This window comes from Bacillus sp. 196mf (assembly GCF_003217275.1).
GTDB lineage: Bacteria > Bacillota > Bacilli > Bacillales > Bacillaceae_G > Bacillus_A > Bacillus_A thuringiensis_S.
Window position 1 is genome coordinate 1 of sequence record NZ_QJTG01000001.1, and the last position, 15,218, is coordinate 15,218.

The window sequence follows — 15,218 nt, forward strand, 5'->3', positions numbered from 1 at the left end:
AAGAATATGCTTCTCTCTAAAGCTATCGATGTAATCATAGACCATCTTTTTGAACGTGCGTGTAAAATAACCAATCGGATTTTTCATCAAAGTACCGTTATGCTCAAATTTCTGTGTTTTAGAGAACAGGACAGAAGAAGCATTCGCAAGAAGGTTGTGAAATACATCGGTATCCGCTAGTAAATTAAATTTCTTAGCAGCTTTCTTCGCAATGTTTCTGGCATTTTGGAATGATTCATTAATTATTTTAGGGCCAAAAGCAGTTTGTAATTTCATACGCATAGATTGCGGTACACGGTAATCGATGAAATCTTTATCATTTACATGAGATTGAATATCGTCCTCTTTACGTATATGTATATCTTTTATATTTTGTTTTAAAGAAATAGTATTTGTTTTCTTGGTAGGACACTTTTCAGTCATTTCGGTAGGGGTCTTGTCGGACACTTCTTCTACAATTGGTTGAATGATAATCGCATTGGCAGTTTGACGCATATCTTTTTTACGTTTCATTGCCACTTGATTCACTATTCCTAAATCCACAAGTTTTTTCATGAGACGTTGTACAGTTTTATATGAAACTCCTATCATGTTAGCAATTGAATTTTTGCATAGGAAACTTAACCCTGCATATTTGCAGCTGTGGCGTTTTAAAATATCCAATAATGTAAGTAGCTTAGCTTGTACATCGGCACGTGTAACAGACGTTCGAATAACGTCTCTATATGTTCTAACTACTTTGTTTACTTCTTCCACATCAGTAAATGTGGATAAAATGTGATAGGATTCTTTTTGAGCTATGACATCAATACGTTTCTTCATAATAATAGGCTCCTTTGTCTAAACAAAAAAGCAACAGAATGCCAAATGTAAGCAAACTGTTGCTAGGAGCCCTTACGTACGGTAAAATAGTGCGTGAGGGTACAGCAGGTGTTTGCCTAGTTATGGTAGGCGGACGGTATAAGAAATGTTGGACGCACTTCTTATACACGCTGTGCTTTTTGTTCTTGGAATTTTTTTAATAGTACTAAAAGGTGTGTTAGGAATAGCTATACCAGATGCATTTTCTAGTGGGGGATGGCCCCACAATTTGCCCACATACTTATCGTTTTGTATCGGTTGTTATCGGCAACAGTAAAATATGAAAATAAGATGCCAGTTGATTTATAAAGCTTTGTATAAGTTTTTCGGTGGGTATCTTGATGTGGGGTAGAAAAAGTATTTCTATAAGCAAATGGATTGATTTTGGTGGTGGTTGAAATGAATCGAAATTGGGAAGAATTTTTAGCACCTTACCACCAAGCGGTGGCAGAGCTGAAAGTGAAACTAAAAGGAATGCGTACTCAATTTGCAATGTTAACAGAGCATTCTCCAATTGAGTTTGTAACAGGAAGGGTAAAGTCGGTTGCAAGTATTATTGATAAAGCGGAGAAGAGAAATGTACCGCTAGACCGATTGAGAGAAGATATGCAGGATATTGCTGGGCTTAGAATGATGTGTCAATTTGTTGATGAGATTAAGCCTGTTGTAGAATATCTTCGAAAACGAAATGACTTTGAAATCGTGGAAGAACGTGATTATGTCACGCAAAAGAAAGATAGCGGTTATCGTTCTTATCATGTTGTCATTAGTTATCCTGTTCAAACGATTCAGGGTGAACAAAAAGTATTGGTAGAAATCCAAATACGCACGCTAGCAATGAACTTTTGGGCAACAATTGAGCATTCTTTAAATTATAAATATAGTGGACGTTTTCCTGAAGATATTAAAATACGCTTGCAACGTGCAGCTGAAGCGGCGTTTTTATTAGATGAAGAAATGTCTTCTATTCGTCTTGAAATTCAAGAAGCGCAAAAGGCTTTTTCAAGAAAGCAAGAAACGAAAGATTCCGAATCATAAACTAAAGGGTGTTGGGCGATGAAATTTACAATTATGTCAAAGGGAGATCAATCATCAGATACACTGGCAAGCACGATGAAAGAGTACTTGCTAGATTTTGGATTTATAATGGATGAAAAGGAACCCGATATTGTAATTTCTGTTGGGGGAGATGGAACGCTTTTGTATGCGTTTCATCGTTATTATAATCGATTGGATGAAACAGCATTTGTTGGTGTACATACAGGACATTTAGGTTTCTATGCAGATTGGTTACCGACAGAAGTAGAGAAATTAGTAATTGCGATTGCAAAAACACCATTCCAAGTGGTGGAATATCCGCTTTTAGAAGTTATTATTCGCTATGTGAATGGAAGTAAAGAGTCACAGTATTTAGCGATGAATGAGGCGACTGTAAAAAGTGCAGAAGGTACATTAGTAACAGAAGTAGAAATACGCGGAGAATATTTTGAAACATTCCGCGGGGACGGTCTTTGTATTTCTACTCCTTCAGGAAGTACTGCGTATAATAAAGCGCTTGGCGGAGCAATTATTCACCCATCTATTGAAGCGATTCAAATTGCAGAAATGGCGTCCATTAACAATCGTGTGTTTCGTACTGTAGGATCGCCACTCGTATTGCCGAAGCATCATACATGTGTGTTAAAGCCGGCTGCAGGAATGAACTTACAAATTACAGTGGATCATTTAACAATGGTCCATCAAGATGTGAAATCAATCCAGTATCGCGTCGCAAACGAGAAAGTACGATTTGTTCGTTTCCGCCCGTTCCCGTTCTGGAAACGAGTTCGTGACTCGTTTGTTGCAGATAAATAGAAAGGGTTATATATTTGAACAGATTTACATTGAAATGGGATATAGGGCTGGCTGAAGAGGGAACTTTAGTTAGGGAATTTTTGAAAACGAAAGGTATTTCTAAAGCCGCTTTAACGGATATAAAGTTTCACGGCGGGGCAATTGAAGTAAATAGTCAACATGCGAGTGTTCGTCATCAGTTGCGCGCTGGTGAAGAATTAAGTGTCTTTTTTCCAGTCGAGGAAAGAAGTGAAGGGATGATGGCAGAAGATATCCCTTTATGCATTGTATATGAAGATGATGCGGTTCTTATCATTGATAAAGAGGCGAACATGTCAACGATTCCGTCTAGAGAACATCCGACAGGGAGTGTTGCCAATGCGATTTTATCTCATTATGATAAGCAGCATCTTGCAAGTACAGTGCACATTGTAACACGGTTAGATCGTGATACTTCAGGGCTTATGCTTATTGCAAAAAATCGTTTCGTGCATCATCTTTTATCGAAGCAGCATCAACAAAAAGCTGTGAAACGAACGTATGAAGCAATTGTTCACGGAAAGATTGTAGAACGAGAAGGAATGATTGATGCACCAATTGGTCGAAAATCTGATAGCATTATTGAGCGAACGGTTTGTGAAGATGGACAAAGGGCAGTTACTCATTTTAAAGTAATTGATAGTACATATGATAAGACACATGTAGGGCTTGAGCTTGAGACAGGAAGAACGCATCAAATTCGTGTGCATATGGCTCATATAGGACATCCATTACTTGGTGATAGCTTATATGGAGGGAGAAGGGATGAAATGAAACGGCAAGCACTTCATAGTAAATCTTTGACGTTTTATCATCCTATTTTAGAGAAAGAGATGTCTTTCACTATAAAGCTTCCAAGCGATATGCAAGAAGTGTTGCGGCATACTTAAAAAGGGAACAAAATTCTTATATTATAAAGAATTTTGTTCCCTTTTTTCTTAGCGGAATAATATTAAAATTTGGTTTTCGCCCGTACGCTTTATAACGAAAAATCCACTTTCGGCTTTTGTAGCAATGCCATTGTCATTTGGACGACAATATCCATGTGCTTCGCAAGTGCCGTCATCACGTACTAACATTTGTCCAATTAATCCGACAGGAAGCCACTCGGCGCGATCTTTTCTTGCTACATATTTGCAAGCTGGATCCCATTCTGTATTTAAAAGAGGTTGTATTTCTTCTGTTTCCGTCCATACATATTGGCGTTTTCCAAAGTTATCTGTTTTATAGCGTTTTTGCCAACTTAAAGCCCCGCTATTTCCTATAAGTGCAGGGGTTGCACTAGATATTCCTAAAATGAAAGAATCGTGTGAAGTAGCTATCCGAATTTTTTCTTCGCTACTAAATGCAACGAAATAACCGACATCAATAGGTTTATGACCTTCTGTTTCAAACATTTGTGCAAAATCCGTTCCGCTTGCATTGTAAGACGCGCCCTCAATGTACATTTCTCCATTATGGGCGAGCCATTTAGCCCCGATATTATGGTCGGTGTCGTTTACACCATTTGCAATAAACCAAGAATAAGCTTCTTCTGCAGTGCCGAAGCGCCCCATAATATGGCTACCTGCAAAATGAGCTGTTGATGTATGATGACCTTCCGCATGAGAAGAGGATCCGTTAGCGATAGTTGCGGTTCCTTCTGCGTGTGCTGCTTCGCCTAAAGCAATCGTCTGTTTACCCTCCGCATGAGAATAAGCACCGCTTGCTGTCGTTTCACTTCCCTCACTATGCGAACTATGTCCGGTTGCTTTTGAGTTTGATCCTTCTGCATGAGAGAAAGAACCTTTTGCGTGTGTTAATAAGCCTTCCGCATGTGCTGCCATGCCCTCCGCATGAGAGTGAAGCCCCTCCGCATATGCATATCGGCCGCCCCTTTTAACTTTTGTATTTTCAGGTGTAGGTGTCTCAATTATGAGTGGTTTTTCAGTTTGTATATCATTCGATGAAGCCAATGCCTCTTTTATTTTTTTTACTTTGTTTATAATAGCAGCTGGAATTTCTGGTTCCACTTTTTTATTTATTGCTACAGAAATATTTTCTTCGGCCTTTTCTTCTGTTTGGTTAGAATGTAGTACCTGTTCATCTTGATTTGAGAGCTGTTTATTTTTTTGTTTCATCTTTATTTTTTTACGATCGATTATGCGGCTCATCACAGCATTTTCTAAAGAGACATATGTTGGTTTTACTTTGCTTTTTTTTGATGACTCTTGTTCTTCCAGTTCTTCTATCGCTGCAGCCCGAATACTACACCAGTTGTTAATTCCGTACATGGGCAGATATAAAGGGGGAAATTTTCTTTTTTGTTTAGAAGATTTTTTCTTCATTCTGTCACCTCCTGCGACATTATATGTAGGGTAATTAAAAAAAGATGCACTTTATTGCATCTTTTTTTAATTACTTTACCTAGTTTTATATGAAATCTGCCTAAATAATGCTAAGTAAGGTAGTTATGAAATTGGACGGAATTTCTCAGCGACAAAAGGTAACGAAGAAGGGACAGAGATAGTCTCCATTTCAGGATAACGTAATCCGGTTAATTTGCCACCAAATACAGCACCAGTATCAATATTGACTGTCTGATTGACGAATCGAGGTTCTGCTACTGGTGTATGTCCATATACAATCCAAGCTTGCCCCTTGTACTCTTGCGCCCAATCGCGACGGACAGGTGAGCCATCGGCATGCTTTTCTCCTGTAATATCGCCATATAATACAAAGGTTTGTACTTTTTTATCTCGTCTTCCTATGTAATCTTGCCGAATCCCAGCGTGACATACGATTACTCTTTTTTCATCTAGTATGTGGTAGAGCGGTGATTGTTCATAAAGAGTGATAAACTTTTCTTTTATAATGTTTTGCTTATGAGAAGGAAGTGCCTCATATTCAGCAACAGTTGTTTCAAGTCCGTGAGCGACTGTTACATTACGCCCAAGGAAAAATCGATATAGTTTATTACAGTGATTTCCAGGAGCGTAATAAGCTTCTTTTCTATGTATGACAAGTTCCCATACAATTTCAATCATACGTAATGAATGAGGACCACGGTCTGTAATATCGCCAACGAATGCAAGTTTACGTTGGTCAGGGTGAACCGGTAGACCGCTACTCCAGTTATATCCTAGCTTCTCTGTTAAATTTTGAAACTCTTGGAAGCATCCATGAATATCTCCTATAATGTCATATTTCATATTTAAACCTCCATCGTATTTTTCATTAGTATATCTAAAAAAGGATAGAGATAAAAATATAGCGTTTTTGTGTTGTTCATTTAAACATAAAGATTTTCGTTCTTGAGCGAACATTTAAAATGAATCCAATCGCAATCATGTATGTAAGCAGTGAACTTCCTCCGTAACTCATAAGAGGTAATGTTATCCCTGTAATGGGAAGTAATCCGATTGTCATCCCGATATTTTGGAATACTTGGAAAGTAAACATTCCGATTGTACCAGCGCAAATGTAACTACCGAAGGGGTCATTACTTTCTAAAGCAATATGAATCATTCGAAAAATGAGTAAGAAAAAAAGAGAAATAATGACACTTGCGCCTAGAAATCCAAATTGTTCAGCGACATTAGTGAAAATAAAATCTGTATGTGGTTCTGGAAAATATACTTGTCCATTTTCCCACCCTTTTCCTTGCATTTCTCCGGATCCAGTCGCTAAGAATGCTTGTCTTAATTGATAGCCTTGTGCATCATATTTGTAAGGTGCTAACCATCCGTAGAAGCGATTTAATTGATATTCTTTTAAAATGTGTGCTTTAAAGAAATCTGTGTGAGTAAAAAAAATATATATTAATGTAGATCCAGCAACGAAAGTACCTGAAACTAATCCGAAAATAAAACGCCATCGTATGCCAGAAACTAGTATCATTGCTGCAAGCATCGCTGAAATGACCATTGTGTTTCCTAAATCTGGTTCTTTTGCAATAAGTAGTAGTGGTGGCAAGCTTGTCGCAAATATTTTTCCAAGTAATAAAAAATCATCACGCATTGTTCGGGGAAAATATTTCTCATTATGATTTGCTATAATTCTTCCAATGACGATAATTAAAAACAATTTCATAATTTCAGAAGGCTGAAAATTCCCGATGCCTGGGAGCCTGTACCAAGCGGTAGCACCTTTAATTGTAACGGCACCTGGTACTTGAAGTTCTAGTCCAATAAGTAGTACCATTGCAAAGCTATACAAATACCAAGCAATTTTTTGATAACGATCGAAATCGATAATCATAATAACACCAATGGCTATAAATCCAATGAAATACCATTGGATTTGCTTTAGTACAAAATTGACGTTTTGTAAAAATGGCGGTAAAGAGGCTTGCGCACTTGCAATAGCACAACAACTAACAATCCCAATGGCAAATAAAATAAATAGTAATACGTAGTCTATTTGATATTGAGAATTTGGATCTTTCAATGTAGGTATTCCTTTCTAATGCTCTTTATAGTAATGGATTTTATAGTATGAGAAAGAATGTATGAACTATACGAATGATTCGCATATAGCCCATACACTTTTAATTTTGCAGAGTAATTTAATTGTTTAACTCTTTAATAATTATATCCAAACAATGGGAAAGACGTACATGTGCGTCAGGAAAAATATCTAGTTGATGAAGATAGTATTTTAAGGAACTTTTACACCATTGGTAAGCACTAAGTAGAGCTGCTCTATAGTCCGTAGTATTTTGTAAAAAGCCATATTCTTTTGCTGTTATAACGAGGTGTGTGAAATCTTCACAACCTTGAAGGAGCTTATTGTGTATTTGTTGTCCAGCATGGTAGCGAAATTGACTTAAAGGCTCAGAAATGTATATTGCATTTCCTTTAGAAAGTAAAGAAATCCATGAGGCCATATCAACACTACAAGAATATTGTCGCTCTTTAAGAGTACCAAAAGGATCAGTGAGCAATTCTTTTCGGAACAAAGTAGTTGTAGGCTCACCGATAATATTGTGCCCGCCCTTTAACATCCAATTACCTAAAAATATCCCGTTTAATGGAGTGTCTTCACTATATAACCTTTGTGTTGGATGGGAATCACCTATTAGATTTCCATGATCATCAATACGTACTCGATAAGAAGTAACAAGAGCAAGATTTTTATTGGGATCTTGCTCAAAATAGGTCATCATTTTTTGTATTTTATGCTTATAAAACACGTCATCGTCCATTAAAAAATTTATATACTCACCATTTGATTTTTCTATGAGCATAAGGTCATTGTGAAATTGTCCTAGAGTAGGGATATTTCGAATGTATGTTATATTTTTATAATTTGGTAAGTATTGTTCGCGTATTAAAGTTGCTGTTTCATCATTTGTACTATCATCTCCGATAATGATTTCAATATTTGAATAAGTTTGTGCCAATGCACTTTCTAGAGCAATTTTAAAATAATGAGGCCGATTATAAGTGGGAATAAGGATGGAAACGAGAGGTAGATTTTTTTCATTCATCATACATAACTTCCTTTCAGAAGTTTTTTTTTGTAAGAACAATATCTTGGTAACTTGTATATTCATGTCTGCCGCACCATAAACCGTAATGCGGCTTATTGATTATTTCTAGGCCGTACTTATTCAATAGATTGCAAATATCTGTCTCAGGATAAGCAACTGCAAAATTTGGAATATCTTTATTCACAACGTAGCAATTTTCAATTCGATGATAAAAACCTAATGTACTTTGTCCTGCATTTAAATAATAGGACGATTCAGGATTTATTAGAAAGAATGTAATGAAACATCTCCCGTCTTTTTTTAATACACGTACAATTTCAGATACGTAATGTTCTAATTCTTTTGGGAGAAGATGTGTAAATACAGAAGTTAAAAAGATAAAATCGAATGTCCCATCTTCATAGGGAAAACGATATTGAGAGGCATCTTCTGTTCCTTCTGGATTATAGAATTGATTGTATATGTCAACATGTTCAAAGTGAAAATTATTACGCATAGTTGAAATGTTATTTTGACACCAAATAATTCCATCTTTAAACAAATCAAATCCATAATACGCTCCATCATCATTTAAGTAATTCAATAATGGTACAGCCATTCGGCCGACGCCGCAGCCTACATCTAATACTTTTTCATTTGATTTTAAAGCGCCAATTTGAATAAAATGCTTTAGGAACTCTTTTCCAACTTTTTTGAAGTCGCCACCTACATACTGGACGAGTTCAGGAGGGGGGAGTAAAGTCATTTCTTTGTTAAGTTCGCTCATGAGTATACCCCTTTCTTGTATGAGAAGATGCAGTAAATCTATTAATAAAATTTTCAATTTGTAGTGAGAGAACACAGGAAAACCATTGTTATATGTAAGGAGATTCCGAAAAAGAATACTTAATTGGATTAGAAGTGAGAGAAGGATGAGTAGAAATGGAATCTCCTATAGATTAAATCTTTTTTTATTCTTTTCTCCAATAAACGCCAAATACATCAATTTTAGTAATAGGGGCTTTTAAATTCCGTTGATTTCTAAAGTCTGTCACAGCCTCAGCGCATGGCGGTAGCCCGTAGTCATCGATAATTATATAGCCACCTTTAGAAACTTTATCATATAAGTTCACGAGACCATCCATTGTAGATTCGTACATATCACCATCAAGCCGTGCAATTGCTATTTTTTCAATTGGTGCTGTTGGTAAAGTATCTTTAAACCAGCCTTTTAAAAATTTCACTTGATCATTTAGTAAATCATATTTTTTGAAATTCTCTTGTACTTGTTCTAAAGAGACGCGTAAGTAATCGAATGTGTGTAAATAATCACCGTAATCTTTTGGATATTGTTCTAGATTCGGTGCTGGCAAACCTTCAAATGAATCTGCGACCCACACATTACGATTCGTAATGTTGTTTGCTTGTAAAAAACCATTCATAAAAATGCATGATCCTCCGCGCCATACACCTGTTTCAATAAAATCTCCTTCTATATTTTCACGAACAACGGTTTCCATTGCCTCTTGTAATTGGTTCATACGTTCTCGACCAATCATGCTATGTGCTGCTCTTGGCCAATCCATTCCATCATGACGTTCACTTTTTGAAACATTTGGTTTTACAATTTTTAAGTTATGGTTTTCAGCATATTGCTTAATGAATAAAGGGAGGGGGACTGTAACTGGTTCGAATTCTAGTTCTTTCGAAATATGTAGAGATGCGGGTAAGTATGCCTCATATTCCAACCATATTTCAAATAAAATTGTCTTCTTTAGCAATTCGAGATAAAGCTGAACAGCAGATTTACTTTCCATATTTGTGCCTCCTGCAAAATGTCATACAACAATATGATTATGTAGATAGCGAATGTTTCATGATTGAATTTAAAATTGAAAAAGCAGTAAAACTGATAACAGTTTTACTGCTAAGTAAAAAATTAAGCAACTTTTTCAATAATAATAGATGCATTTGTACCAAGAGCTAATGATAGCCCAAGTCCTGTAACGATTACTTCAACTAATGATGGAGTTGTCGTAATTTGCGTAATTGCTTGAACAACGATAGGTGCTCCAACTGAGATTAAAGTAGCCCCAGTACCTGGTACAGATACCCCATTTACTTGGATTGTAAGCCCCCCTAATACACTTATTGCCGCAGTATATACGATAACAGTGATTTTATAGAATCCAGTTTCAGCAATAACGAAAGTATCAGCATCTAATTGAGAAATTGCTGTACCAAACTGAGATCCAACAGTATTAAATGGTACTGGAGCATTAAGTCCAAGATCTAAAGAAATTCCAGCGGAGTTAAATGCATACAATCCTGCTGGAAGTCCTAGTCCGGATGGGCCAGTAGGTCCAGTCGGTCCAGTAGCCCCAGTAGCCCCAGTAGGCCCCGTAGGTCCAGTAGCTCCAGTGTCACCAGTAGGCCCCGTAGGTCCAGTAGCCCCAGTGTCACCAGTAGGCCCCGTAGGTCCAGTAGTCCCAGTGACACCAGTCGGTCCAGTCGGTCCAGTCGGTCCAGTAGGCCCCGTAGGTCCAGTCGGTCCAGTAGTCCCGGTAGGTACAGTAGGCCCCGTAGGTCCAGTCGGTCCAGTAGGCCCGGTTGGCCCAGTCGGAAGGGTAAACGGTGGTATCGGTGGTAATGTAGGTCCTACAAGATTAGGGTCAAATGCACTAGCAGATAAAGATTCATCGGGATTTAATCCATTTGAATAATTATTATTTGACATAAATTCACCTCCATAAAGCGTTCATTATATAGTAGATGCAAAACCGAAAGAAAATGACACGGACATTTGAATTATTGAAAAGAAATCTTAAACTACTTGAACAATTTAAAAAAATGGAAAGTTTAGTATATGTATAACATATGATTGATTTGGAAGAGGGTGATTATGTTGAACAAGCAAGGAATTACAATTAGTTTATGTATGATTGTTCGAGATGAGGAGGAGACAATAGCCCGTTGTTTAGAAACAGTTGAAAAAATTGTGGATGAAATTATAGTAGTTGATACAGGTTCCGTCGATCGAACGAAAGAAATCGTAGAGAACTACACTTCTAACATATATGATTTCCAGTGGATTGATGATTTTGCAGCAGCAAGAAATTTTTCTTTTTCAAAAGCGACGCAAGAGTATATATTGTGGCTAGATGCAGATGACGTATTATTAGAAGATGCTCAAGAAGCATTGAAACTTTTAAAAAGAGAATTAGATCCTAAAATTGATGCTGTTTCGATGCCTTATCACCTTGCAATGGATTCTAACGGGAAACCTTTATATTGTACAAAAAGAAATCGACTTGTAAAGCGTGAAAAACAATTTCAATGGTTTGGAAAGGTTCATGAGTATTTGGCTATTTCTGGTGAGGTTTTTAGTAGTAATGTTGCTATTACACATAAAAAAGAAAAAAAAGTAACAGATCGTAATTTGAAAATTTTTCAAAATACTGTAGCTGCAGGTGAAGAATTGAGTCCGAGAGATTTATTTTATTACGCAAATGAATCTACGGATAACCAAAAATATGATGATGCAGTTCTTCTATATGAAACATTTCTTAATCAAGACGAAGGATGGTATGAAGAAAAAATTTATGCATGTGGTAAGCTAGGAGATTGCTATGCGAAGCTCGGAATGTGGGAGAAGGCAATCGAATCTTGTGTGAAGTCGTTTCGGTATGACGTCCCTAGAGGAGAGAATTGTACAAGAATAGGATATATATATATGGAACAAGAAAAATATAATGAAGCGATATTTTGGTTTAAACTTGCTACGGAAGTACCAATGGCAACGGAAAGCCCTTTCCATAGTCCAGCTAGCTACACATGGCTACCCTATTTACAAATGTGTATTTGTTATAGCAGGTTAGGGGAGCAGGATAAAGCGTATTATTACAATGAATTAGCAGCTTCTTATGTTCCGAATAATGCTGCAATTGAATATAACCGTAAATATTTTCGGGGAGTTTTTGATAAACCATATAAAGTGTAATAGGTTTCGTTTCTTAGAAATGATTTATCGCTATTCTAACTCTAATAGATTGGTTATATATTAGAGTATCAGTAACGTAACCAATATAAATAAAAGATTTTATACTGCTATTTGCGGGCTAATAATCATTGGGGGATGAAAAAAATCTGCACTTTATAGAATTCATATGAGATTTATATTTCTAATTCAATTTGCATAAGGAGTGTGTGAAATGAATCGCGAAAAAAGTTCTTTATATGAAGAAAAATCCGAGCATTATTATAATGCAGCGAATCCGAATTTATTAAAGCATATAAAAAAGGAATGGAAAGAAGTTCTTGATATTGGTTGCTCGAGCGGTGCATTGGGAGCGGCTATTAAAGAAAATGGTACACGTGTATCAGGAATTGAGGCATTTCCAGAGGCGGCAGAAAAAGCGAAAGAAAGACTAGATCATGTTATTTTAGGGGATATAGAAAAAATAGATCTTCCTTATGAGGAGGGGCAATTTGATTGCGTCATATTTGGGGATGTATTAGAGCATTTATTTGATCCGTGGGCTGTAATAGAAAAAGTAAAGCCATATATAAAGCAAAATGGTGTGATTTTAGCAAGTATACCAAACGTTGCTCATATTTCAGTATTAGCTCCCTTACTTGCTGGAAATTGGACGTATACAGAATATGGTTTATTAGATAAAACACATATTCGTTTCTTTACATTCAATGAAATGCTAAGAATGTTTTTAAAAGCAGGATATTCAATTAGTAAAGTAGATCGTGTATATGTTGATCATAAAATGTATGAACCACTTATTGAGGAGTTATATGGAATTTGTAAAAAATATCGTCTTGGAAGTGGCTTCATGGCTGAGACAGTTGTATTTCAGTATATTATTGAAGCTGAAAAATCACAATTATGAGTGCTGCAGACAAAACAATATTATTTGTTACATGTATAAATGATCGGAAATTGTATGCAAACTGCGTGCGACATATATTGCAATTGTTAGTACCGCCAGGATATATTGTCCAATTTATGCCGATTCGAAATGCGAAAAGTATGACGAGTGGATACAATCAAGCCATTTCGCATCCTGCGAAGTATAAAGTTTATTTACATCAAGATGTTTTTATTATAAATAGGGCTTTTTTATACGGATTACTTCAATTATTTGAGGAACATGAAAACCTTGGGATGATTGGGATGGTTGGAGCGCAATATGTTCCTCCGACTGGTGTATGGAACGAAGGGCGTGGAATTGTAGGGAAGGTCATTGGTTATATGAATGATTTGTTTTATATGGCAAGTTTAGAACAACCGTATCATGAATCAAAAACATTTATTCCTGTAGAATGTATTGATGGTTTATTAATGGCGACACAATATGATGTTCCGTGGCGAGAAGACTTATTTGACGGATTTGATTTTTATGATGTATCTCAATCGTTTGAATTTAAAAAAGCAGGATATACAGTTGGTGTACCTGTACAGCGCGATGCTTGGTGTATCCATTATCATTTTGATGTGAATATGACGAACTATGAAAAGTATCGAAAAATATTTGTGGAACACTATATGTCAGATATAAATAAGGAAGAATAAAAGGGGGGACAAAAATGAAAGATCATACAATATTAGTCGTTGTTTGTGTAAATAATGAGGAGCTTTTCAAACAATGTGAGAGCCAAATAAGAAATATTTTTGTTCCCCCTGGTTATGTCGTGCAAATTTTTCCGATACGAGATGCGCAAAGTATGGCAAGTGCATACAACCGAGCCCTTTCATATCCAGCGAAATACAAAGTGTATATACATCAAGATACATATCTTATTAATCGAGACATGTTTTCTACACTTATATCTCTTTTTAAAGAAAATGAAAAGCTTGGTTTAATAGGAGTCGCTGGGGCTCAGTTTTTACCGAATAACGGGATATGGTGGGAAGGAAAAAATTTAGTAGGGAAAGTGATTGAGTATAGAAGACAGAATTATCAATTATTAAATTTAGATCAGGTTTTTTATGGTAATCAACCATTTTTGTCAGTTCAGGCAATTGATGGTTTATTCATGGCAACGCAGTATGATATTCCGTGGCGAGAAGATTTGTTTCAAGGGTTTCACTTTTATGATATATCACAGTCTTTAGAGTTTCAAAGGGCTGGTTATTTAATCGGTATCCCAAATCAAGCAAATTTATGGTGTATTCATTACAACGGGGATGAGTTTGATGCGGATACATATGAGAAGTACCGGAAAGTGTTTGTAGAACATTACAAAGATATATTATCTCCATCATAAAGGAGAGATGCAAAGTGAAAGGAATTATTTTAGCAGGTGGTACTGGATCGAGATTATATCCAATAACGAAAGTAACGAATAAACATTTACTTCCTGTTGGTCGGTATCCGATGATTTATCATGCGGTATATAAGCTAAAACAATGTGATATTACAGATATTATGATTATTACAGGTAAAGAGCATATGGGGGATGTTGTTAGCTTTTTAGGAAGTGGTCATGAATTTGGAGTGTCCTTTACGTATCGTGTGCAAGATAAAGCAGGCGGTATTGCACAGGCGTTAGGGCTTTGTGAAGATTTCGTCGGGAATGATCGTATGGTAGTTATATTAGGGGATAATATTTTTTCAGATGATATTCTTCCGTATGTTGAAGAGTTTGCAAATCAAAAAGAAGGTGCGAAAGTGCTATTGCAATCTGTAGAAGATCCCGAAAGATTTGGCGTAGCACATATTCAAAACCGAAAAATAGTTGAAATTGAAGAAAAGCCGAAAGAGCCGAAAAGTTCTTATGCGGTTACGGGAATTTATTTGTATGATTCGAAAGTCTTTCCTTATATTAAAGAATTAAAACCTTCTGCACGGGGAGAACTTGAAATTACAGATATAAATAATTGGTATTTAAAACGAGGGGTACTTACTTATAATGAAATGAGCGGCTGGTGGACTGATGCGGGAACTCATGCTTCGCTTCAAAAGGCGAATACGTTAGCACGGGGTATTAATTTTGGGAAACAGTTTAACGGAGAATAGGT

Annotated in this window: 16 protein-coding genes; 8 read left to right on the top strand and 8 right to left on the bottom strand. The window is 36.4% G+C overall.

The features are described 5' to 3' along the window. Window positions 1-822, bottom strand: an 822-nt coding sequence (locus tag ATL10_RS00005; protein WP_110496183.1) for a Fic family protein, incomplete at its 3' end; no start/stop codon positions are given. 438 nt (window positions 823-1,260) lie between these two features. Here ATL10_RS00005 and yjbM point away from each other — a divergent pair. From yjbM to ATL10_RS00020, 3 genes are read left to right on the top strand one after another with little or no spacing between them, the layout of a single operon-like run. Next, window positions 1,261-1,899, top strand: a complete 639-nt coding sequence (gene yjbM / locus ATL10_RS00010; protein WP_001081482.1) for a GTP diphosphokinase — start codon at window positions 1,261-1,263, stop codon at window positions 1,897-1,899. A gap of 18 nt (window positions 1,900-1,917) precedes the next feature. Next, window positions 1,918-2,715: an NAD kinase gene (locus tag ATL10_RS00015; RefSeq protein ID WP_000673190.1), complete on the top strand. Its 798-nt coding sequence runs from the start codon at window positions 1,918-1,920 to the stop codon at window positions 2,713-2,715. A gap of 14 nt (window positions 2,716-2,729) precedes the next feature. Then, window positions 2,730-3,623 (top strand): RluA family pseudouridine synthase, encoded by an 894-nt coding sequence (locus tag ATL10_RS00020; RefSeq protein WP_065228464.1) that lies wholly within the window; start codon window positions 2,730-2,732, stop codon window positions 3,621-3,623. 48 nt (window positions 3,624-3,671) lie between these two features. Here ATL10_RS00020 and ATL10_RS00025 read toward each other — a convergent pair whose 3' ends face one another. The 7 genes from ATL10_RS00025 to ATL10_RS00055 form a co-directional block, all read right to left on the bottom strand. Beyond that, on the bottom strand, window positions 3,672-5,060 hold the full coding sequence (locus ATL10_RS00025; RefSeq protein WP_090975815.1) for a peptidase G2 autoproteolytic cleavage domain-containing protein: 1,389 nt from the start codon (window positions 5,058-5,060) through the stop codon (window positions 3,672-3,674). 123 nt (window positions 5,061-5,183) lie between these two features. Continuing rightward, window positions 5,184-5,924: a bis(5'-nucleosyl)-tetraphosphatase PrpE gene (gene prpE, locus ATL10_RS00030; protein WP_000872702.1), complete on the bottom strand. Its 741-nt coding sequence runs from the start codon at window positions 5,922-5,924 to the stop codon at window positions 5,184-5,186. A gap of 76 nt (window positions 5,925-6,000) precedes the next feature. Beyond that, complete coding sequence (locus ATL10_RS00035) at window positions 6,001-7,161, bottom strand: FtsW/RodA/SpoVE family cell cycle protein (protein WP_000654698.1); 1,161 nt, start codon at window positions 7,159-7,161, stop codon at window positions 6,001-6,003. 118 nt (window positions 7,162-7,279) lie between these two features. Continuing rightward, on the bottom strand, window positions 7,280-8,206 hold the full coding sequence (locus ATL10_RS00040; protein WP_065228475.1) for a glycosyltransferase family 2 protein: 927 nt from the start codon (window positions 8,204-8,206) through the stop codon (window positions 7,280-7,282). A 13-nt stretch (window positions 8,207-8,219) separates the two neighbouring features. After that, window positions 8,220-8,972, bottom strand: a complete 753-nt coding sequence (locus tag ATL10_RS00045) for a class I SAM-dependent methyltransferase (protein ID WP_065228468.1) — start codon at window positions 8,970-8,972, stop codon at window positions 8,220-8,222. Between the two features lie 184 nt (window positions 8,973-9,156). After that, a complete protein-coding gene (locus ATL10_RS00050) occupies window positions 9,157-10,002 on the bottom strand; it encodes a TylF/MycF family methyltransferase (RefSeq protein WP_000444386.1) in 846 nt (281 codons plus the stop codon). A gap of 122 nt (window positions 10,003-10,124) precedes the next feature. Continuing rightward, entirely contained in the window at window positions 10,125-10,922 is a 798-nt protein-coding gene (locus ATL10_RS00055) for a BclA C-terminal domain-containing protein (protein WP_110496186.1), read from the bottom strand. Between the two features lie 165 nt (window positions 10,923-11,087). Here ATL10_RS00055 and ATL10_RS00060 point away from each other — a divergent pair, with 165 nt between their 5' ends. The 5 genes from ATL10_RS00060 to ATL10_RS00080 all read left to right on the top strand — a co-directional run bounded on the left by ATL10_RS00060 (window position 11,088) and on the right by ATL10_RS00080 (window position 15,216). Further along, window positions 11,088-12,185, top strand: a complete 1,098-nt coding sequence (locus ATL10_RS00060; RefSeq protein ID WP_098235196.1) for a glycosyltransferase — start codon at window positions 11,088-11,090, stop codon at window positions 12,183-12,185. A gap of 211 nt (window positions 12,186-12,396) precedes the next feature. Beyond that, on the top strand, window positions 12,397-13,086 hold the full coding sequence (locus ATL10_RS00065; protein ID WP_001078430.1) for a class I SAM-dependent methyltransferase: 690 nt from the start codon (window positions 12,397-12,399) through the stop codon (window positions 13,084-13,086). Then, the gene (locus ATL10_RS00070; RefSeq protein ID WP_098284184.1) at window positions 13,083-13,769 is read left to right on the top strand and encodes a glycosyltransferase family protein; all 687 of its coding nucleotides are present in this window, start codon (window positions 13,083-13,085) and stop codon (window positions 13,767-13,769) included. Before ATL10_RS00065 ends, ATL10_RS00070 begins: the two co-directional genes overlap by 4 nt. Before the next feature lie 14 nt (window positions 13,770-13,783). Continuing rightward, on the top strand, window positions 13,784-14,464 hold the full coding sequence (locus ATL10_RS00075; RefSeq protein WP_000651522.1) for a glycosyltransferase family protein: 681 nt from the start codon (window positions 13,784-13,786) through the stop codon (window positions 14,462-14,464). A gap of 14 nt (window positions 14,465-14,478) precedes the next feature. After that, window positions 14,479-15,216 carry a sugar phosphate nucleotidyltransferase gene (locus tag ATL10_RS00080; protein WP_110496188.1) on the top strand — a complete coding sequence of 246 codons (738 nt, stop codon included), beginning with the start codon at window positions 14,479-14,481 and terminating at the stop codon, window positions 15,214-15,216. Window positions 15,217-15,218: the final 2 nt, after the last annotated feature.